At 63.3% G+C, this 19,879-nt stretch carries 17 protein-coding genes, 1 tRNA gene and 1 pseudogene; 15 read left to right on the top strand and 4 right to left on the bottom strand.

Annotated elements, in window-relative coordinates:
• Nucleotides 1-19 precede the first annotated feature (19 nt).
• Nucleotides 20-862, top strand: coding sequence for an ABC transporter permease (locus I6A82_RS11295; protein WP_198094953.1), 843 nt, complete (start codon nucleotides 20-22; stop codon nucleotides 860-862).
• A 9-nt stretch (nucleotides 863-871) separates the two neighbouring features.
• Here the strand turns inward: I6A82_RS11295 and hspQ are convergent, their stop codons facing one another.
• Nucleotides 872-1,213 carry a heat shock protein HspQ gene (gene hspQ / locus I6A82_RS11290; protein ID WP_246449710.1) on the bottom strand — a complete coding sequence of 114 codons (342 nt, stop codon included), beginning with the start codon at nucleotides 1,211-1,213 and terminating at the stop codon, nucleotides 872-874.
• Between the two features lie 151 nt (nucleotides 1,214-1,364).
• Here hspQ and I6A82_RS11285 point away from each other — a divergent pair.
• From I6A82_RS11285 to I6A82_RS11255, 7 genes are all read left to right on the top strand, one after another.
• Nucleotides 1,365-1,454, top strand: a tRNA-Ser gene (locus tag I6A82_RS11285).
• Between the two features lie 23 nt (nucleotides 1,455-1,477).
• A complete protein-coding gene (locus I6A82_RS11280) occupies nucleotides 1,478-3,532 on the top strand; it encodes a TonB-dependent receptor (RefSeq protein ID WP_198094951.1) in 2,055 nt (684 codons plus the stop codon).
• Nucleotides 3,533-3,608: 76 nt separating this feature from the next.
• A complete protein-coding gene (locus I6A82_RS11275) occupies nucleotides 3,609-4,763 on the top strand; it encodes a PepSY-associated TM helix domain-containing protein (protein WP_198094950.1) in 1,155 nt (384 codons plus the stop codon).
• Nucleotides 4,760-4,981: a hypothetical protein gene (locus I6A82_RS11270; RefSeq protein WP_187336454.1), complete on the top strand. Its 222-nt coding sequence runs from the start codon at nucleotides 4,760-4,762 to the stop codon at nucleotides 4,979-4,981. Before I6A82_RS11275 ends, I6A82_RS11270 begins: the two co-directional genes overlap by 4 nt.
• Nucleotides 4,978-7,098 carry a TonB-dependent receptor gene (locus I6A82_RS11265; RefSeq protein WP_198094949.1) on the top strand — a complete coding sequence of 707 codons (2,121 nt, stop codon included), beginning with the start codon at nucleotides 4,978-4,980 and terminating at the stop codon, nucleotides 7,096-7,098. Before I6A82_RS11270 ends, I6A82_RS11265 begins: the two co-directional genes overlap by 4 nt.
• Nucleotides 7,099-7,513: 415 nt before the next feature.
• Complete coding sequence (locus I6A82_RS11260) at nucleotides 7,514-9,703, top strand: TonB-dependent receptor (protein WP_232343423.1); 2,190 nt, start codon at nucleotides 7,514-7,516, stop codon at nucleotides 9,701-9,703.
• A 104-nt stretch (nucleotides 9,704-9,807) separates the two neighbouring features.
• On the top strand, nucleotides 9,808-11,211 hold the full coding sequence (locus I6A82_RS11255; protein WP_198094948.1) for a DUF2252 domain-containing protein: 1,404 nt from the start codon (nucleotides 9,808-9,810) through the stop codon (nucleotides 11,209-11,211).
• Nucleotides 11,212-11,247: 36 nt separating this feature from the next.
• Here the strand turns inward: I6A82_RS11255 and I6A82_RS11250 are convergent, their stop codons facing one another.
• Entirely contained in the window at nucleotides 11,248-12,456 is a 1,209-nt protein-coding gene (locus tag I6A82_RS11250) for a carbohydrate porin (protein ID WP_198094947.1), read from the bottom strand.
• A gap of 223 nt (nucleotides 12,457-12,679) precedes the next feature.
• Here I6A82_RS11250 and I6A82_RS14700 point away from each other — a divergent pair.
• From I6A82_RS14700 to I6A82_RS11240, 3 genes and pseudogenes are all read left to right on the top strand, one after another.
• Nucleotides 12,680-13,540 (top strand): annotated as a pseudogene (locus I6A82_RS14700) (GAF domain-containing protein); the annotation flags it as partial.
• A 36-nt stretch (nucleotides 13,541-13,576) separates the two neighbouring features.
• Nucleotides 13,577-14,605 (top strand): sensor histidine kinase, encoded by a 1,029-nt coding sequence (locus I6A82_RS14585; RefSeq protein WP_232343638.1) that lies wholly within the window; start codon nucleotides 13,577-13,579, stop codon nucleotides 14,603-14,605.
• Nucleotides 14,566-14,958 carry a response regulator gene (locus I6A82_RS11240; RefSeq protein WP_198094945.1) on the top strand — a complete coding sequence of 131 codons (393 nt, stop codon included), beginning with the start codon at nucleotides 14,566-14,568 and terminating at the stop codon, nucleotides 14,956-14,958. The genes I6A82_RS14585 and I6A82_RS11240 overlap by 40 nt, the downstream gene beginning before the upstream one ends.
• A gap of 104 nt (nucleotides 14,959-15,062) precedes the next feature.
• Here the strand turns inward: I6A82_RS11240 and I6A82_RS11235 are convergent, their stop codons facing one another.
• Together I6A82_RS11235 and purF are read right to left on the bottom strand one after the other, a co-directional pair.
• Nucleotides 15,063-15,770 carry an SDR family NAD(P)-dependent oxidoreductase gene (locus I6A82_RS11235; RefSeq protein ID WP_198094944.1) on the bottom strand — a complete coding sequence of 236 codons (708 nt, stop codon included), beginning with the start codon at nucleotides 15,768-15,770 and terminating at the stop codon, nucleotides 15,063-15,065.
• 56 nt (nucleotides 15,771-15,826) lie between these two features.
• Nucleotides 15,827-17,287 carry an amidophosphoribosyltransferase gene (gene purF / locus I6A82_RS11230; RefSeq protein WP_198094943.1) on the bottom strand — a complete coding sequence of 487 codons (1,461 nt, stop codon included), beginning with the start codon at nucleotides 17,285-17,287 and terminating at the stop codon, nucleotides 15,827-15,829.
• Between the two features lie 141 nt (nucleotides 17,288-17,428).
• On the opposite strand from purF, the gene I6A82_RS11225 reads away from it, so the two are divergent.
• The 4 genes from I6A82_RS11225 (at nucleotide 17,429) to I6A82_RS11210 (ending at nucleotide 19,787) form a co-directional block, all read left to right on the top strand.
• Entirely contained in the window at nucleotides 17,429-17,683 is a 255-nt protein-coding gene (locus I6A82_RS11225; RefSeq protein WP_198094942.1) for a Rho termination factor N-terminal domain-containing protein, read from the top strand.
• Nucleotides 17,684-17,881: 198 nt separating this feature from the next.
• Nucleotides 17,882-18,742, top strand: coding sequence for a hypothetical protein (locus I6A82_RS11220; RefSeq protein ID WP_198094941.1), 861 nt, complete (start codon nucleotides 17,882-17,884; stop codon nucleotides 18,740-18,742).
• A gap of 158 nt (nucleotides 18,743-18,900) precedes the next feature.
• On the top strand, nucleotides 18,901-19,263 hold the full coding sequence (hisI, locus tag I6A82_RS11215; RefSeq protein ID WP_198094940.1) for a phosphoribosyl-AMP cyclohydrolase: 363 nt from the start codon (nucleotides 18,901-18,903) through the stop codon (nucleotides 19,261-19,263).
• The gene (locus I6A82_RS11210; protein ID WP_198094939.1) at nucleotides 19,260-19,787 is read left to right on the top strand and encodes a hypothetical protein; all 528 of its coding nucleotides are present in this window, start codon (nucleotides 19,260-19,262) and stop codon (nucleotides 19,785-19,787) included. The genes hisI and I6A82_RS11210 overlap by 4 nt, the downstream gene beginning before the upstream one ends.
• Nucleotides 19,788-19,879: the final 92 nt, after the last annotated feature.

Genomic DNA, 19,879 nt, shown 5'->3' with positions numbered 1-19,879 from the left:
GGCGTTAGGCGATTGCCGCATGGCGTCCAACAACGAATTTAGGAAACAGGCCGGCCCGGCGCAACCGGGCTTCGGCGTTCCCACCATTTCCGGCGTGAATTGGGCAGGGCTCAAGACGCTCTACGTCAAAGAGGTGCGCCGCTTCATGCGCGTGCAGCTGCAGACCGTGTGGGCGCCGGGCATCACGACGCTGCTCTACCTAATCATCTTCACCGTGGCGCTGGCGCGCGGCGGCCGCACCGCGCTCGGCATGCCGTTCGTGGACTTTCTGGCGCCCGGCCTCATCATCATGGGCATGCTGCAGAACAGCTTCGCCAATGCCAGTTTCTCGCTGTTGGTCGGCAAGATCCAGGGCACCATCGTCGATTATCTGATGCCTCCGCTCAGCTATGCCGAGCTTATGTTCGCGCTGATCGCAGGATCGGTGACGCGCGCCTTCGCGGTAGGTTTCGCCGTATGGCTGGCGATGCTGCTGTGGCCGGGCGTGTCGGTTGCGATTCGCGAACCGTGGGCGGTCTTCTGGTTCGGCCTCAACGGCGCGGTCTTTCTCGCGATCCTGGGGCTCGTCACGTCGATCTGGGCGGAAAAGTTCGATCATGCCGCAGCAGTCACCAATTTCGTGATCGCGCCGCTCGCCCTGCTGTCCGGCACCTTCTATTCGGTTGAGCGACTGGCGCCGACCTTTCAGGCGATCAGCCATGCGAACCCCTTCTTCTACATCATTTCGGGCTTTCGCTACGGCTTCCTTGGCGTTGCCGATTCGCCAGTGCTGATCGGCGCGCTGGTAGTGTTCGCGCTCAACCTGATCGGCGGCACGCTGGTCTATCTGCTGCTGCGCTCGGGGTGGAAAATCCGTAGTTGAGCGGCCGGCTTAATTGCGGCGGTGCGCGGGAAGGGCGTATTTTTCGCCCGACCATGCCGCAAAGTACTGCCGGATCTCGGGGTGGTCGACCGGACCACCATCATGATCGTCCAGGAGATTGCCCTGGCTGACATAGGCGATGTAGCTGGAATCCTCGTTCTCAGCGAACAGGTGATAGAAGGGCTGATCGCGGGCGGGGCGGATGTCCTCCGGAATGGCTTCGTACCAGTCTTCGCTATTGGAGAATTCGGCATCGACATCGAAAACGACGCCGCGAAAATCGAGGAAACGGTGGCGCACGACATCGCCGATGCCGAAGCGTGCCTGACGGATGGAAACAGTCTGGTTCATGACAGAACTCATATCGGCCCAATGCGTGGCAAATACAACCGATCCGCTTCAGATACGGGGCTTGGCAAGCCAAAGGGAGTGCGCTAGAGGGCGCGCCTTGCCGAACGGAGCCGGGGCTTTCGCCCTTCGACCATTGCCCCGTTCGCCTCGCGGAGAGGTGCCGGAGTGGTCGAACGGGGCAGTCTCGAAAACTGTTGTGCTCTTACGGGTACCGTGGGTTCGAATCCCACCCTCTCCGCCATTTGATCGAGTGACAGCCCTGTGATGAAGACGGCCCGTTTCGCCGCCGCTGCGGCAACCCTCTTAGCTTCGGTTTCAAGTCCGGCAGCGCTTTGGGCGCAATCGGAGGTGGGGGAGGGCAAGGGGCTAGCTGAGAAGGCTGAACCGGTAATCGTCGTGACGGGCAAGGGGCTTCAAGAAACACCCGGAACGCCTGCTTACGGCTCTGTCTTGCTGGGCCGCGAAACGCTGGTCTCCACGGCGTCCGGGCGGATTGAGGATGCCTTGTCGAACGTCGCGGGGTTTCAGCAGTTTCGCCGATCGGACAGCCGCTCGTCCAATCCCTCGGCGCAGGGCGTGACGCTGCGGGCGCTCGGCGGCAACGCGACGAGCCGGGCGCTGGTGTTGCTTGACGGGGTGCCCATGGCGGATCCGTTCTTCGGCTATATCCCGTTCAACGCCATCGTGCCGGAGCGGCTTGCGTCGGCGCGGATTACCCGCGGCGGCGGCAGCGGTGCCTTCGGGGCCGGCGCGGTCGCCGGCACTATCGAGCTGGAAAGTGCCGGTCCGGATATCCTCGGACTGGCGGAAGGCAGCGCGCTGATCGATGATCGTGCGGAAACCCAGCTGACCGGCATTCTTACCCCGCATCTGGGTTCGGGTTTTGCGAGCGTGTCCGCGCGCTGGGACCGGGGCCGGGGGTTCTACACAACGCCGGCCGATCAACGCGTGCCTGCCAGCGCGCGGGCGTCCTTCGATAGTTACTCGGTCGGGCTTCGCGGCGCGGCGCCGCTTTCAGAGGATATCGAACTGCAGGCCCGCGGGCTTGGCTTTGCCGATCATCGCACTTTGCGTTTCGAAGGAGCGGACAGTTCCAGCAGCGGGCAGGATGCAAGCGTTCGGCTCATCGGCCGTGGGCGCTGGCAGTTCGATGTGCTGGCTTATGTCCAGGCACGCAACTTCTCCAACATCGTGGTCAGCTCCACACGCTTCGTACCGGTGCTTGACCAGCGCAGTACTCCATCGACCGGTATCGGAGGGAAGATCGAGCTGCGGCCTCCAACCGGCAATGCCAATACGCTGCGCGTCGGCAGCGACTGGCGCATTTCGCAAGGGCAATTGTTCGAGGATGCGATCAGCGCGTTCAGCGGCAAAATCACAGCGCGGCGCAATGCAGGCGGACGTAACGGCGATGTCGGCTTTTATCTGGAAGATGATCTCGTCCTAGGGCGGCTAACCCTGACCGGAGGAGCGCGCGTCGATCGCTGGAGCATTGCCGACGGCTTTTTCCGTGAACGGAATGCTGCGCAGCAGTTTGTCATCGATAACAGCTATACGGATCGCAGCGGCTGGGAAGGCAGTTTCCGCGCCGGGGCGCTGTTTGATATGGGCGGCGGACTTGCCGTTCGCGGCGCGGCTTATACCGGTTTCCGGGTGCCCACGCTGAACGAACTTTACCGTCCGTTCGTGGTCTTTCCGGTCACGACACAGGCAAACGAGGCGCTCAACAATGAGCATCTGCGCGGAGCCGAGATCGGGTTTGATTTTGCGCCAAGCCCCCAGACGCGCCTTTCGATGACGGCATTCTCCAATGAACTGCGCGATGCGATAGCCAATGTCACGATCGGGCCTGATCTGCGCCAGCGTCGCAACATCGATGCAGTGCGATCGCGCGGTATCGAGGCGACGGGACGGGCACAAATGGGCCTGTTCCAGTTCTTGGGTTCGGCAGCCTATACCGATGCCAGAGTACGCGGTAGAGGCGCCGCAGCTGCGCTCGATGGCTTCCGCCCGGCCCAGACGCCGAAATTTTCGGCTAGCGGTACGGTCGCAGTCCAACCGTCCGAACGCTTCACCCTCTCTGCAACGGTGCGTCACATCGGCGCGCAGTTCGAGGATGATCGCAATAGCGATGTGCTGCCGGCCGCTACGACGGTCGACCTGTTTGCGGAGCTCGGGCTGATGAAAGGGGTGTCGGTGCTCCTTCGCGGCGAGAATATGCTCGATGAAACCATCGTCACCCGCAACCAGGGGGGCTCGATCGATCTGGGCGTACCCCGCACGCTGTGGATCGGTCTACGCGCGGGATTTGGGCGATAGCGCACGCAAGAGGGAGGCGTGCTATTGAAAACCATTCGCATTGACGGCGTGAGCTTGGTTCCCTAGGCCGCGACGCGTGACTCGCCGTGCAATCCGAATCTGGTTCCTGATCCACAAATGGAGCAGCCTCATCCCGATGGCGTTTCTCCTCATGCTGTGTGTCACCGGCCTGCCGCTGATTTTTCATGATGAAATCGACGCGGCGACCGAGAGCGGAGCGCAGGCGTTTGCAGGCCCCCCATCTGCGCAGAGCGGCCTTCCGCTTGATGGCCTTCTTGCCAGGGCGCTCGCCGAACGGCCGGGTGAAGTGCCCTTGTTCATGGCATTCAGTCAGGACGATCCGATCCTGACCATTACCACCGGACCAGCGCCCGATGCGGCGGCGAAGGACATGACATTGCTCCTGTTCGATCGCAGCACCGGCGAATCGCTTGGTCCGGTGCCGGTCAGTCCGGTCATGGACTTCCTTCTGGAGCTGCATACGGACATGTTCCTCGGTCTTGCCGGCATGCTGGTCCTGGGCGTCATGGGCCTTGGCTTTGTGCTCGCTCTCATATCCGGGGTTGTGCTTTATACGCCGTTCATGCGGCGGCTGCGCTTTGGCACCGTTCGGCAGGGCCGCAGTGAGCGGGTTCGCCGGCTCGATCAGCATAATCTCTTCGGTATCGTAGCGCTGGCCTGGATGCTCGTGATCGGCGTCACCGGCGCGATCAACGCCTTTGCCGATCCGCTCACCGACAGCTGGCGCGACGGTGAATTGGCCCAGATGACCGCGGCCTATGCCGGACAGCCCCCGCTTGATCCGGCGCGCTACGGCTCGATCGATGCGGCGATGGCATCGGCGCAGACGGCGCTGCCGGGGCGCAGCCCGCAGTTTATTGGCTTCCCCGGCGGCGATTGGTCCACCGGCCATCACTACGCGATCTTCTTCCAGGGCGACACGCCGCTGACGCAGAACCTGCTGACCCCGGCGCTGGTCGATGCCGCCACCGGGCGGTTGACCGATGCCGCCACCATGCCAGCGCTCAACCAGGCGCTGATGATGTCGAAGCCGCTTCATTTCGGCGATTATGGCGGCCTGCCGCTGAAGATCGTCTGGGCCGTGCTGACCCTTGCCACGATCTGGGTGCTCTGGACGGGCCTGCTGCTGTGGTGGAAGCGGCGGCGCGGCTATGTGGACCGCCGCGTGGAGGAGATCTACCGCAGCGGCCTGGAAACGGCACCGGCATGAAGACCGCTCGCCAGTCGCTTCTGCGTATCTTCGCCGCGCCGCTCCTGATTGCACTGGCAACGATTGCCGGCCTCGTTCTCGGGCTGACCGGAGACGGCGGCCGTGATGTCGCGGCCTGGACGCTGACCGGCATCGCCCCGCTCATGATCCTGGCTGCGCTCTGGCGTGCCCGGACCACCGCCAATTCGACGACAACCATCAGAAAAGACAATCCATGATCAGGCCTTTTGCCACCATTTCGCTCGCCGCCCTTTCCCTCGCGCTTGCCGCCGAGGCGCGCGCGCAGACACAGCCCGACGATATGGACGATATCGTCGTCACCGCGCAGCGCGAGAACGCGACCCAGATCGTGAACGGCGGCAGCGCGGGCGTACTCGGCGACAAGCCGGCGGAGGATCTGCCCTTCGCGATCCGTTCCTATGACGAGACGCTGATCCTGAACCAGCAGCCGCAGACGCTGGGCGACGTGCTGGAGAACGATCCGACGATCCGCCTCAGCTACGGCTTCGGCAATGCGGCCGAGCTGTTCGTGATCCGCGGGTTTGCGCTGTTCGGCGACGATATCGGACTGAACGGCCTCTACGGCGTTACCCCGCGCCAGCTGGTCGCGCCCGAGCTGCTCGGCAGCGTGCAGGTGCTGAACGGGGCGAGCGCCTTCCTGAACGGCGCGGCACCGGGCGGATCGGGCCTGGGCGGCAACGTCAACCTGATCCTGAAGCGCGCCGAAGCCAGCGACGTTACCCGCGCCACGGCGAGCTACGAGCAGAAGAGCCGCTTCGGTGGCAGCGCGGACGTCTCGCGCCGCTTCGGGGCGAACGGGGAGTGGGGCGTCCGCGTCAACGCCGCCTATCGCGACGGCGAGACTGCCGTGGACCGCGAGAGCCGCCGCACCGCCGTGATCGGCGGCGCGATCGACTATGACGGCGGCCCCTTCCGCGCGGCGCTGGACCTTGCCTGGCAGAACATCCGCATCGATCGGCTGCGGCCCAAGGTCACCATCGCCAGCGCCGCCGTGCCCGCCGTGCCGGAGGCCGATGCGAATTACGCGCAGGACTTCACCTATACCGAGCTGCGCGACCTGTTCGGCACGCTGAGCCTGGAGTATGACGTGGCGGACAACGCCATGCTCTACGCCAAGGCGGGCGCGCGCGATGGGCGCGAGGACGGCATCTACGGCAACATCACTGTCAACGACGCCGCGACCGGCGCGGCCAACGGCAATGCGCTGTTCGTACCGCGCACCGACAACAACGAGGCGGTGGAGGCGGGCATCCGCGTGAAGCTGGGCCGGGCGGTGACGCATGAGTTCAACGTCGGCGCCAATGCCAGCTGGCAGGTGAACCGCAACGCCTACGACTTCCGCTATGGGCCGGGCTTTGCGGGTTTCGCCACCAACCTATACGATCCGGTGCAGGTGCCGCTGCCAAGCTCCACGCTGGTCGGCGGTGATCTGGACGATCCGTTCCCGATCGCGCGCACGCGGCTGTTCAGCGCCTTTGCGTCCGACACGATGGGCCTGTGGGAGGACCGCATCCTGCTGACCGGCGGCCTGCGCCTTCAGCGGATCGATGTAGAGAGCTACAGCTACTTCAGCGGCGATCTCGACACCGAGTATCGCGAGGATGCGGTGACGCCCGTCGCCGGGCTGGTGGTGAAGCCCGTGCGCGGCCTCTCGCTCTACGCCAACCGGATCGAGGCATTGCAGCAGGGTCCGGTAGCGCCGCTCGATCCGAACCTCGTCACCAACCCCGGCGCCGTGCTCGCCCCCCGCCGCTCGGTCCAGTATGAGCTGGGCGGCAAGCTGCAGCTGAGCACCGTCTTCCTGGGCTTGGCCGCCTACACCATCGAGCGTCCGGGCGAGGGCATTCAGGACGATGGCAGCTTCGGCTATCTGGGCGATCAGCGCCATCGCGGTCTGGAGTTCACCGTGAACGGCCAGCTTGCGCCGGGCCTGCGGCTCATCGGCGGCGCGGCCTATACCGATGCCGAGCTGATCGGCGGCAACCAGGTGGCGGGCGTGCCGGAGTGGACCGCCAATGCCGATGTCGAGTGGGACCTCGCCTTCGTGCCGGGCGTGACGCTGACCGGCCGCGTGATCCATACGGGCGAGCAGTGGGTGGACCCGGCCAACACGCTGAAGCTGGACAGCTGGACCCGCTTCGACGCCGGTGCGCGCTACGTGCTGGCCGCCGCCGACGTACCGCTGACGCTGCGGCTCTCGGTCGAGAACGTGGCGAACGAGCGCTACTGGGCGTCTGCGTTCGACAGCTTCTCCAGCGCGCTGCTGCAGGGCGGCCCGCGTACCGTGAAGGCGTCGATCACCGCGGGCTTCTGACCGGGGCAGGCCGGGGCACCAGCAATCGCTGCTGTCCCGGCCTGCTTCACACAGCTTCACACTGTCCAGAGGCGGAAAGACGCGCCGCAACGCAGCGCGGCCGGAACGGTGCGTGGCGGCAAGGTGGATGGTGACCCGGCAGACCGCAAGGCAGCGGCGTACCGGCACGCTTTCGCCCCGGCGCAGAGCATGGTTTGTACGCGGTCCGTTCCCCATCGGACAGCATAGGGCAGCGCATGTCCTACATTGCAAGCCGGGGCGCGGCGAGAGGCCGCGCCGAGCCGATCCACTTAATCTCCACCAAGAGATTATGCGGTTCTATTGCAACGCAATCTCAATAGAACTAAGGCCCCCAGCAGAACGCGGCAGACATAGCCGCGCACGGGATAAATCTGCCAAAAGGGGGCTGTCTCTCATGCCGCTCGATACCGGTCGCACTTGGATGCGAACGCCGCTCGTCTTCGTCTTGCTGTCCACCGCGGCCATGCCGCTCGCCGCGCAAACGACGTCGCCTGCAAGCGCGCAGAATGCCGCCAGTCATCCGGATCGAAACGGCGATCAGGATCGAAAAGGGGGCCAAGACGATCGCGGAGCAGGGGCGAAAACCGCCGCCCATCCGGACATCGTCGTCACCGCCCGGCTGGCCAGTGCCAGCATTCTGGGCAGCGACACCGCGCTGCAGCTTTATCCCCAATCGATCCGGATCTTCGACGGTCAGGCGCTCAATGCGCTGAACGCCACGCGCATGAACGACGTGCTCGATCTGGCAGGCGGGGTGACGCGTCAGAATGATTTCGGCGGCCTGTGGGACAAATATGCCATTCGCGGCTTTGCGGGCGACGAGAATTCCGGACCCGATATCCTGATCAACCGCTTCGGCAGTAATCTGGGCTATAACGCGCCGATCGATTCCGCGACCATCGAGCGCGTCGAGGTGCTGAAAGGCGCCAGCGCCGCGCTTTCCGGCCGGGGAGAGCCGGGCGGATCGATCAATATCGTGACCAAGGCGCCGCTGGAACATGTGCAAGCTGAAACGCAGTTCAGTCTCGGCAGCTTCAACCGAGTGCGGGCGACGGCGGATGTTACCGGGCCGATCACCGACACACTCGCGGTGCGCTTGATCGGCGCTGCCGAGCGTCATGACAGCTTCCGCGATTTTGTGGACGGTGAGCGCGTGCTGATCGCCCCGTCGCTGTCCTGGACGCCGTCGCCCACGGTGCGCGCGCTGTATCAGGCGCAATATATGCGCAACGACAATGTGCTGGACCGTGGCGTCGTGGGCGTAAACGGCGATGCCCGCGCGCTGGACCGCAGCACCTTTCTGGGTGAACCGGCGGACGGTGCGATCATGCAGAAAATCTTCTGGCAGCAGGGCAGCCTGTTCGCCGATCTGGGGGGCGGCATCGGGCTGGAGATGGGCGGCAGCCACCGCGACGGATCGCTGCGCGGGCTCGGCACGATGGTCGATTTCGGCGGGCGCGGCGTGCAGCCCGGCGGGCAGGTGGCAGGGCGCGACCGGCGTCGTCACAACTTTGCCTGGAACGATCTGTCGCTGCGCGCCGAACTGACGGCCACGCCCTATTGGCTGGGCATCGAGCATGATGTGCGCATCGGGGTGGACCGGGTGCGCCACGCGCTCGATTTCCGCCTGGGCCGCGCGCGGGGCACGCCCGCCAACCCCATCCTGCTGATTGATCTGTTCGATCCGGTCTACGGCCAGCCGTTGCCCGAACCGCCCATCGCGCTCAGCCGCACCGCCTCCTTCCGCAGCGAGAGTATCTATGCGCAGGACGTTATCCGCGCCGGTGCGTTCACGCTGCTGCTCGGCGCGCGCTGGAACAGTTTTCGCGAAGATGTCGACAACCGGCTGACCGGCAACGACGCGCTCGATACGCGCGACAGCGGCGTGACGCCGCGTGCCGCCTTGTCCTGGCGCGCGTCGGACAACCTCACCCTCTACACCAGCTGGGGCCGCTCGCTGCGCCAGAACCCATCGGATGGTTTCGCCACCTTCTCGGCGGAGCGGAGCCGTTCGACGGAGGTGGGGCTGAAGTTCAGCCTGCTGGACGGCGCGCTGACGGGGCAGGGGGCGCTGTTCGATATGGAAAAGCGCAATGTGCTGAACCCCAATGCCGCCGATCCCTTCGTGAAGACGCAGATCGGCCGCCAGCGATCGCGCGGGGCGGAGGTTTCGGCCACTTGGTCCATGCCCGGCAGCCTCTACGCCACCGGAACCTACACCTATATCGATGCCGAAATCCGCAACGATGCCAATGCCGCGCTGATCGGCAGCCCGCTATCGAACGTGCCCGCCCATGCCGGCAGCCTATTCGTGCTCAAACAGCTCGGCCCCTGGGGCATCGGCGGGGGCGTCACCTATGTCGGCAGCCGTGCGGGCGATCCGTTCGGCGCCGACTATCGCCTGCCGGCCTACACCGTGGCGCGCGCCAATCTGAGCTACGATATCGCGCCCGAAGTCACCATCCGTGCCGATTTGGATAATCTGTTCGATAGCTATTACATCAGCAGCTCCTACGCCAATGTCTGGACCACCCCGGGCGCCCCCCGCAATTTCAGGATAACGCTCTCCACCCGCTTTCCTTGAACGGCACGCCTGCCCCTAAAGAACCGCCTGTCAGAACTGATTGCCATATCCGTGCATTTGGTATCCGGTATCGGCGAGGCAACGGACACAGGAAGCGCGCGGGCATGTCGAGCAAGGATCGGTGGACCAAAGGCAGTGAGCGGCGCGAGGCGGAGCGGGGCAATCGGCGGGAGGCATATGAGCGGCTTGCCGAACGCTTCGCCGCCGAGGCCGCGGTGCCTCTGCCGACTTTCCTGACCGGCCAAGCGCGGCGCGAGCATGTGCGTGCCACGATCCTGGAAGACCATGTCGAGCGGATCGATCACCGTGCCGAAGGGACACGCGCGAAGTTCGACTTGCTCGCCAAATCGCTGTTCGCCTTCTTTCGCGGCACGGCGCTCGTCTTCTACCGCGACATGGCGGGCACCGACGGCGCGATGCCCGAGGTGCTGCTGCTGGGTGATGTGCATCCGGAAAATTTCGGGATCATGCCCAATATCGATCACGCGCCGATCTTCTCGGTGAACGATTTCGACGAGGCGGGCTACGGCCCGTTCAGCTGGGACATCAAGCGCGGCGCCACCGGCTTCGTGATCGCCGCGCGGGAGATCGGCGGCTTCGGCGACAAGAAGCGCCGCAAGATCGCGAAGGCCTTCGTCAAAGGCTATGCCGCAGGCATGGAGGAATGTGCGCGCGACGAGATCGAGACGACGCATGTCTACCGAATGGACAACAGCCCGCCGCTGATCGCCAGGCTGTTCGAGAATGCACTGACCGACCGCAAGAGCTGGCTGAAGGATCGCTATCAGAACGAAAAGGGCGACGGCTTTCGCACCAGTGATGAGCTGACGCCGATCAGTTCGCGCCGCGACGAGTTCCAGAAGCTGATCGACGATCTGGCCGAAGCTCGGGGGCTGGAGCCGGACGGGCTGCACGGATCGCTGCGCGTCAAGGACGTCGCCATGCGGCATGGGCAGGGCACGGCGTCGCTGGGGCTGGACCGCTATTATGTGCTGCTGGAAGGCCCCTCGGAAGACACGACGGACGACTGGATCGTGGAGTTCAAGCGCGCCCGCCGCAGCGCGATGGATGGCCTGGTTCCCTCGCCGCGTCGCGATTTCGACGACGAGGCTGCGCGCATCGTCCACGGCCAGCGGGTGCATCTACCGGACGGCGATCCGTTCTATGGTAGCGTTACGATCGACGGAATAAGCTTTCTGACACGCGAGAGAGCGCCTTTCCGCGACGATATCGATCTGGACGATCTCGATTATGGCGAGTGGAAGGATTATGCCGATATCTGCGGCCGTGCGCTGGCCCGCGCCCATGCGCGATCGGACGAGGTCGGCGATATCGATTACGATGTCGAGCCGGCGATCCTGGAAGCGATGGAACCCCGCCATGTCTTCATCGACGACGTCACCTGCTTCGCCTGCGAGGCGGCCGAGCGCCTGCGTCATGACCACAAGGCCTACAAGCGGGATCACAAGCGCGGTGCATTTGAACGACTGCCCTACGCACTGGGATAGGGGTGAAATATGGGCTGGCCCTGCTGCGGCGCGGCCTTAGTCCGAAGACCAGGCCACGATCAGCCGCAGGCCGAGCACCAGCGCGTCCTCGATCGATCGATCCGCGCCGGTATTGACGATGTACTGCACGTCCGGCTGCACAGACACGCCGGGCACGATCTCGTCGCTATAGGTCGCCTCGATCGCTGTCTCGGCGTTCAGCAGGGACGGGGCACCCACACGGTAGTGCTCGGAGAGGATGGCGCTGGCAGCGCCCAGCGAAAAGGCGCTGGCGGGGCGCGATTCCAGAACATGCGTTACCAGCACGCCCGCCTGCCAGCCGGCGCTGAACGGCGTGGTCTTGCCGTCGGAAAAGCCGATCCGCAGAAACCCTGTCATATTGCCGGGCTCCCCGGGCGTGCCGAGCAGATCATGTTCCAGCACGGCATAGACGCCGCGCGATGGGACATCCCGTCCCGTTTCGGTGAGGCCGGGTGGAACAATCTCGGGCTGTTTCTTGCTATATTGCCAGGCCCCGGCGGCGATCTTTCCGTTTCCTTCCGCCCAGCCGCCTTCTCCCACGAACAGCACGCCTTCGCGGCCGGACAGATCGATGCCCCCCGCATCGCCCAGCGTGCCCGCCTTCGCATTGATGACGACCGCCTGCGCGTACAGATCGTCGAAATTCCACCGCAACCGGGCGGCCAGTGCGGTGGAGGGAAAGATGGACGGGCCGTTGGTGCCCGTCGCCGCCAGCTCCGATCCGATGCCGAAAGACGGCGAAATCAGAAGCGCGGCAGATTCGTTGACGTAGAATTCGCTGTTCAGATCGTAGAGGCCGACCCGCAGCGATCCTGCATCGCCGAACTGCTGCTCGATCCACGCCTCGTAGAGTTTCAGCCGCGGCTGCGGCACTTCGATATTATCGATGCCCTGCAGCGATCCGGCCAGATCATTGGGCCGCCCGCCCAGATTGTTGAGCACATCCACCTGGAAAACCGCGCCGTCCCAGCCCGCGAGCCGCTCCAGATCGCCGTCGGCGGTGACGAACAGATTGTCGAGATAACGCACGCCGCGCTCCAGCCCACCGCTGGCCACCCCGATGACATCGCCCGTATAGATGACTTCCAGCGTGAGCGGGGCGCCTTCTTCCGCCTGCGTTTCAGGCGGGCGCGGCTGTTCCTGCGCCTGAGCGACGTCCGCACCGCAAAACAGAGCGGCTGCGGTAACCATGAAGAGCATGGTGCGAACGAAAGATCCCGACATGGGCGCGGCCTTATGCGTTGAAGCTGCGGCCAGCGTAGCGAGAAGCCCCTCGAACAGAGTTTAGGAGGATGGTTTAAAAAGGATGAGGGTGCGCGCTCCAAGATCATCCCGGGTGCACCGATCGATCTAGGGTCAAGCGGTTGTGATACTGAAAAATTGACGAATTAACTCCACTGATGGCAAGGATTGCAATGCCAGTGAGGCGATTGTGGTCGGAGCGTACATGCAGACAGTCGAAGCAAGACCCGCCGGTCGGGGATCGGTCGACGCTGCCCTCATCGGCCTATTGCGCTTGGCGCGACTCCTCTTCGACGTTCCTGCCGCGGCCTTCTGGGTCGAGGAGGGGGGTAGGGAGCGCTTGGCCGCTTGTGTCGGGGACGAGCAACCGATCCGCTCGGCTTATGAAGCAGATTTGCGAGCCAGGTTCGAAGAACGCCAATTTTTCGTGCTCCCTTATCTGCAGGCTGAGGATATATTCAAGGCCGGCACCGAACCAATCGGGTTTGTCGCAGGCATTCGTGAGAAGCTCGCGAGCGAGCATGCGAGTGTCACACTCATCGTCGCTGACTCAAAAGCGCGCCCGGCCGGGATCACCGATGAGCAGCACAGCGCATTCGAGGCGATTTGCGCGCAGGCCGTGACGCAGCTTGAGCTGCGGCACTCACAAGCCATGCAGGCCGAGATGATGGACCGGTTGTCCTTCTTCGACCGGCTGGCCACCGCGACGCAAGAGCTTGAAGATGCCTCCGCGATCATGCGGACGGTCGCACGACTGACTGGCGAATTTCTCGATGTTTCCATCTGTGCCTATGCCGACATGCATGAAGATGAAAACGGCTTCACGATCACGGGAGACTGGACGGCGCCCGGATCGGCCAGCATCGTCGGCACGTACGAACTGGCCGATTTCGGCGACACTGCGGTCTCCAATCTCAGTTCGAACCTTCCCCTCGTTGTGGACGATGTGATCGCGCAGCTCCCAACCGCTGCTGCCAAGACATTTCAGAGCATAGGGATCGCTGCGACGATCTGCCTTCCCCTCGTGAAGGAAGACAGGCTGACTGCCCTGATGGCGGTTCATAGCGCGACGCCGCGGATATGGACCGATGTAGAGCTGAGTTTGATCCGCGAGGTGGTGGAACGGTCATGGGCGCATATCGAACGCGTCCGGGTTGAGCGCACGCTTCGCGAAACAAGCCGTCGATTGAACGCTATCCTCAGTAACACGCGAGAGGCTGTGTTCCTTATGGATGAGCAGCAGATTTGCATCTACGCCAACATCGCTGCGGAACAATTGACCGGCTATTCCTTCGAGGACATGCGAGGGCGCCCGCTGCACGATGTCGTTCACCATAAAAAGCCGGATGGATCGCATTATCCGATCGAGGAATGCCCCATCGATCGCGCCTTTCCCGAACGCGCGCAGACCACCGGCGAGGAATTGTTCGTCGCGCCGGACGGAACTTTCTATCCCGTCGGTTTCACGGCGAGCCCGGTTCTCGACGATGATGGAAATCCGATCGGCACGGTAATCGAAGCGCGGAACATAGCGGAAGAGAAGCGTTTCCAAGAGCATCAAGTGCTTTTGATCGACGAGCTAAATCACCGCGCAAAAAACCTGTTGGCGATCGTTCAGGGGATAGTCGCGCAGACGATGACTTCGTCCGATCCCGAAATCCGCAAAGCGCTCGAAGGACGGTTGATGGCGCTGGCCGCGGCGCACAGCCTGCTAACAAAGAAGAATTGGGAGCCTGCTCCGCTGAGGCAGCTCGTGAATGATGCTATCGCTCCGCACGTCGCCGGCCATGTCATCAGCATAGAAGGGCCTGAATTGATGCTCCCTTCCAAGACGGCGATATCGATGGTCTTGGCCATGCACGAGCTCGCGACGAACGCCGTTAAATATGGAAGCCTGTCCGTGCCTGATGGACGCGTGGAAGTGCAATGGGAGGTGGACGGTGACGACCTGAATTTTCAATGGCAGGAATTCGCAGGCCCCGAAGTCGTCGCCCCGACGAAGCGCGGTTTTGGCAGCAAAATGCTGGAGCGCGGGCTGGCGGCGGAACTCGACGGTTCGGTGAGGATTGAGTTTCCGCCTGAAGGAGTAATTTGCAAAATGCGCGCTTCAATTCCGAAAACTGCGATATGAGTGCGTTCGCAGACAAGACCGTTCTTGTCGTTGAAGATGAACCGATCGTGGCGATGCACACCGAGGACCTTTTGTCTGCGCTCGGTTTCGTCAATATCGTGGTGGTGGGAGGAGTCCGTCGCGCGGTTGAAGCACTTGCCGCATTCTCAATCGATCTAGCTGTGCTCGATATCAACCTGAACGGCGAGAAAAGCTTTCCGATCGCCGAACGTCTTGCCGAACGATCGATCCCGTTTCTGTTCGCTACGGGTTATTCCGATCAAAAAACGCCGTTTCCCGACGCAATCTTGATCAATAAGCCGTTCAGCTCAGAAAATCTCGAAAGCGGTATTCGCACTATACTCCCGGTCTGACACAATCGGTCGAAATAGGGGCGCGGTAGCGGGAAGCCGATTGGCGGCTTTCCATGTGCGGGAATCCAGAAAGCGTCTGACGGCAACCGGCCAGGGGGTTATTTCTACGCCTTGACCCGCATCCGGTGTCCCGTCTCGAAATCACTCGCCAGCAGCTTCGCTACCGCGTCCGCGACCGCTTCGGGGGGTTTGACGCTCTCGGGGTCTTCGCCGGGATAGGCGTTCTCGCGCATTTTGGTGCGGGTGGCGCCGGGGTCCAGGATGGCGGCGCGGACATTGCTGAGGCGTTTGACTTCCTGGGCATAGGCTTGGACCATCACCTCCAGCGCGGCCTTGCTGGCGCCGTAAGCTCCCCAATAGGGGCGCGGGGTCTGGCCGACGCTGCTGGTGACCGCGATCAGGCGGCCGGCGTCGCTCTTCCGTAGCAGCGGATCGAAATTGGCGATCAGCGCCTGCTGCGCCACGATGTTGAGCGTGAGGAGCTTGTTGAACTCCTTGCCGTCGATCGCGGTGACGGGGCCGAGATTTCCAAGCATCGCGGCGTTCAGCACCAAGAGGTCCAGCTTGTTCCAGCGCTGCGAGATCGCGCTGGCGAGGCGGGCGATGCTGTCCCCCTCCGTCAGGTCCATCGGCGCGATGGTGGCGTGGCCGCCGCTCTCGAAGATCTCGTCCTCCACCTTCTCCAGCGCGTCGGAGGTGCGGGCGGTCAGCACGACATGATAGCCGTCCGCCGCCAGCCGCTTCGCCAGCGCCGCGCCGATGCCGCGGCTTGCCCCGGTAACGAGGGCGGTTTTCTGGGGGGTGTCGGTCATACTCGGTCCTCGAAATGGCGCTTCGATAGCCCTCTCGCCTCGGGAGAGGGGAAGGGTTACTCCGCCGCCTCTACGTTCAGCAGGGTCAGCTGATCGGGCCGTTCCAGCGCGTCGTGATCGGTCAGGCGCGTGGGGTAATCGCCGGTGAAGCACGCATCGCAATATTGCGGGCGCGGATCGTCGCGGCGGGCCTCGCCCAGCGCGCGGTAGAGACCGTCGATGGTGAGGAAATCCAGGCTGTCGGCGTGGATGAAGTCGCGCATTTCCTCGATGCCCATGCGGCTGGCGAGCAGCTTGGAGCGTTCGGGCGTGTCGACGCCGTAGAAGCAGCTATGGCGCGTAGGCGGGCTGGCGATGCGCATATGCACTTCGCGCGCGCCGGCATCGCGCATCATCTGCACGATCTTGAGCGACGTGGTGCCGCGCACGATGCTGTCATCCACCAGGATGATGCGCTTGCCGTTGACGAGCGGCTTGTTGGCATTGTGCTTCAGCTTGACACCCAGATGGCGCACGCCGTCGCCCGGCTGGATGAAGGTGCGCCCGATATAGTGGGATCGGATGATGCCGAGTTCGAACGGAATGCCGCTCTCCTCCGCATAACCGATCGCCGCGGGCGTGCCGCTGTCTGGCACGGGGATGACGATGTCCGCCTCCACCGGGTTCTCGCGCGCCAGTTCCGCGCCGATCGCCTTGCGGACGGAATAGACCGAGCTGCCGTCGACGATGCTGTCGGGGCGGGAGAAATAGACATGTTCGAAAATGCACGGGCGCGGGCGATTGTTGCCGAACGGGCGGTGGGAGCGGATCTCGCCATTTTCCACCTCGACCATCTCGCCCGGCTCGACCGAGCGGACATAGTCCGCACCGACGATATCGAGTGCCACGGTTTCGCTCGCGAAGATGATGCTGTCGCCCAGCTTGCCCATGACGAGGGGGCGGATGCCCAGCGGATCGCGGCAGGCGACCATGCCGCGCGGCGTCATGCAGATGAGCGAATAGGCACCCTCCACCTGCTTCAGCGCGTCGATGAACCGGTCCAGCATGGTGCGGAACTGCGAGGTGGCGACGAGGTGGATGATGACTTCGGTGTCGGAGGTCGACTGGAAGATCGAGCCGTTGCTCACCAGTTCCCGCCGCAGCGCCATGGCGTTGGAGATATTGCCGTTGTGCGCGATGGCAAAGCCGCCGCTCGCCAGCTCGGCGAACAAGGGCTGCACGTTGCGCAGGCCCGATTCGCCGTGCGTGGAATAGCGGGTGTGGCCGATCGCCGATCCGCCGGGCAGCGCGGCGATCACGTCCTCCCGGTCGAAATTGCCGGCGATATGGCCGGCGGCGCGGTGACTGTGGAATTCGGCGCCGTCGAAACTGACGATGCCTGCGCCCTCCTGTCCGCGATGTTGCAGCGCGTGGAGGCCGAGCGCGGCCATGGCGGCAGCGTCATTGGCGCCGGCGACGCCGAAAACGCCGCACTCTTCGCGCAATTTGTCGTCGTCATAGGGGTGGGTCGTCAACATGGGCGATCCTGATCGAAGCGGGGGGCGGGGCCTGATGGGGCGCATATAGGGGGGCCGGGGCGGCTTGTCTCCCTTTTGTCATCAATCCGGCGGAACACTCCGGCGCGACACGCCGTTTTGCTGGGGAAAAGGAGTGAAGCCATGCCCGCGAAGAACGACCCCGGCCCGTCCGTGAAGGACAAGGAAACCTATGAGGCGCTGCGCGAGGACGGCGCGTCCAAGCAGAAGGCAGCGCGGATCGCCAATGCGCAGGCGAACGATTCGATCGATCACGACAGCCGCAAGCTGGAAGATCGCACGAAGGACGAGCTTTACGAGGAAGCGCAGGAGATCGGAATCGAAGGCCGGTCCGATATGACCAAGGATGAGCTGATCGAGGCGATTCGGAACAGTTGATCGGGCGCTGGCTCTGTGAACGGTCGCTTTTGGCAGGCGGGTGGAACGGCGAAGGGTGGATTGGGAAGCGGTCTGTCTGGTTTTTGGATCAAACTGGGGTGAAGAGCGCATTGCGCCGTTGATGGGCGCTCGGCCAGAACGCGACGAACTCTGAGTCCTTGTATTGTTATCTTGGGCGTTCAGCATCACTTCGAACACATGATCATTATCGTCTTCGACAAAAACCTAATGCGAGCGCCGGCAATGGAAGAGTTTCTGGCGATAGACCGGAATCATGCGGTCGCGTTCTCTGATTGGACGATCATTGAGATGCAAAAGAAGAACGCGCTAACGACCTCGAGGGAGTCGTTGGCGATTGCGGCCAAATTCCCGAACCAAGTGTTCGCATTGAGGCCTGTCGGTGACATTCTCGAAGACCAGATTCGAAGCAAGGGCGACGCAATAAAGCTGATCGACTACGAAGAGAGCGTAAGACTGCGGCAACTCGCGACTGACCTGAGGCGTGATCCGCCGCCGGAGCATCTTGTGCCATTCGTCAAAGAGGCAGAGGCTTATGCAAGCGCAATGATCGAACGCCTGCGTGACGAAGTCGCTGACTGGGAGGATGCGCTGGTGAGTGCAGTCGGGGTCTTCACGCGAGAGGAACGGCGGGCGATTGCGATGCGGCAGAAGCCCTCTGATGCGACGGGGCGCAAGATGATCGACCTGCTGCTTGGAGCCACCCGAAACTTCATGATCGTTAACCAGCAGAAGCAAGGTTCGAATCCCATGAAGGTCAAAGATGCGATAAGTATGTTCGGCTTCCGCTACTCGCTATGCGTACTCATCCATACGCTCGCATGGATTGGTGATGGTGCAGGCCGTGGCAAGAAAGTCGAAAAGCGCGTGAACGATGCCATCGATCTGCAGCTAGCCGCTGTGGGCACTTTCTTTGAAGGTGTTCTGAGCGGTGACAAGCAAGTTGCGAATATTTCGAACGCTGCTCGTTCCATACTCCGCGTTTGGGGTGCATATGTGGGTAAAGATTGGCAGCACCCCGATTTGGCTGGAGAGAGTTAGACGAAGGTCCGCTTTTGGCTAGCCTTGCAATAATTCGAAGGTCCGCAATGAGGTCAATTGCAGACAGGCGGCTTCTACCGATTTCAGGCTGATTCCTTCAGCGCTCCTCGCCACCTCGGCAGTTGAAGCGTAGCCCTCGCGCCGCTAGCCCTCGTTTCATGGACAATGCGCGCGAAACCGGGCTGGTGCTCGATCCCAAATTCGGCCCCGACGGGCTGCTGACGGCGGTGGTGACCGATGTTGCCGATGGCACGGTCCTGATGGTCGGCCATATGAACCGCGAGGCGCTGAACCTGACGCTGGAAACTGGCGAGACGTGGTTCTTTTCGCGCAGCCGCCTGAAGCTGTGGAAGAAGGGCGAGAGCAGCGGCAATGTGCTGAGCGTCGAAGAGGTGCGGATCGATTGCGATCAGGACGCGGTGCAGGTAATCGCGCGGCCCGCCGGGCCGACATGTCACACCGGCACACGCAGCTGCTTTTATCGCCGTGTAAATGCGGACGGGGCGCTGGAACGCCTGTGAGGCGGTTCGCTCCGGCGCTGCTGCTGCTGGGCCTTCCGGCTTGCGGCAGCGAAACGGCAGCCCCCGAAACGCCGCCCGATCCCACCGGTGCGGGTGCGGCGCTGGAAAAGAGCGCTATCGCGCGCGGCGTGATCCCCGATCCAAACAGCATCGAGCTGGAAGGCCGCTACGAACGACGTAGCGACCTCGGCACCGATAAGTTCTGCGCGGTGCGCGCGGAGGACGATCGCTACCGCATCGGTATCCTGGCCAGCTTCGGCCCCGGCAGCACCTGCGAAGGGCAGGGCAAGGCGCGGCCCGACGGAGACGGTTTTGCGCTGCGCTTCGAGGAAGCGGAAGGTTGCGAGCTTCACGCCAGCTTCGACGGCGACGAACTGCGCATCGACGGCGCGGTGCCCGAAGCCTGCTCGGCTCTCTGCGATTCTCGCGCCAGCCTAGCGGGGACGAGCTATTATCTCGTCGAACCGGGCGCGAAGGCGGCGCGGCGAACCGTGGGCGCGCAGGTGGAGCGGTTGTGCGGGTGATAAACTTTGCGAGTAAGCAAAAGGTCCGTTTCTAAACCCGTTCATGCTGAGCTTGTCGAAGCATCGTACTGCTTAGCCTGCAAGCGCCGACA

Origin of the sequence: Novosphingopyxis sp. YJ-S2-01, assembly GCF_016093175.1 — a bacterium.
Taxonomy (GTDB): domain Bacteria; phylum Pseudomonadota; class Alphaproteobacteria; order Sphingomonadales; family Sphingomonadaceae; genus Novosphingopyxis; species Novosphingopyxis iocasae.
This window is presented reverse-complemented; position numbering and strand designations above follow the sequence as displayed.

Coding starts and splice junctions, on each gene's coding strand:
- I6A82_RS11295 (WP_198094953.1), top strand. CDS start 20: ATGGCGTCCAACAACGAATTTAGGAAACAGGCCGGCCCGGCGCAACCG.
- hspQ (WP_246449710.1), bottom strand. CDS start 1,213: ATGAACCAGACTGTTTCCATCCGTCAGGCACGCTTCGGCATCGGCGAT.
- I6A82_RS11280 (WP_198094951.1), top strand. CDS start 1,478: ATGAAGACGGCCCGTTTCGCCGCCGCTGCGGCAACCCTCTTAGCTTCG.
- I6A82_RS11270 (WP_187336454.1), top strand. CDS start 4,760: ATGAAGACCGCTCGCCAGTCGCTTCTGCGTATCTTCGCCGCGCCGCTC.
- I6A82_RS11265 (WP_198094949.1), top strand. CDS start 4,978: ATGATCAGGCCTTTTGCCACCATTTCGCTCGCCGCCCTTTCCCTCGCG.
- I6A82_RS11260 (WP_232343423.1), top strand. CDS start 7,514: ATGCCGCTCGATACCGGTCGCACTTGGATGCGAACGCCGCTCGTCTTC.
- I6A82_RS11255 (WP_198094948.1), top strand. CDS start 9,808: ATGTCGAGCAAGGATCGGTGGACCAAAGGCAGTGAGCGGCGCGAGGCG.
- I6A82_RS11250 (WP_198094947.1), bottom strand. CDS start 12,456: ATGTCGGGATCTTTCGTTCGCACCATGCTCTTCATGGTTACCGCAGCC.
- I6A82_RS11235 (WP_198094944.1), bottom strand. CDS start 15,770: ATGACCGACACCCCCCAGAAAACCGCCCTCGTTACCGGGGCAAGCCGC.
- purF (WP_198094943.1), bottom strand. CDS start 17,287: ATGTTGACGACCCACCCCTATGACGACGACAAATTGCGCGAAGAGTGC.
- I6A82_RS11225 (WP_198094942.1), top strand. CDS start 17,429: ATGCCCGCGAAGAACGACCCCGGCCCGTCCGTGAAGGACAAGGAAACC.
- I6A82_RS11220 (WP_198094941.1), top strand. CDS start 17,882: ATGATCATTATCGTCTTCGACAAAAACCTAATGCGAGCGCCGGCAATG.
- hisI (WP_198094940.1), top strand. CDS start 18,901: ATGGACAATGCGCGCGAAACCGGGCTGGTGCTCGATCCCAAATTCGGC.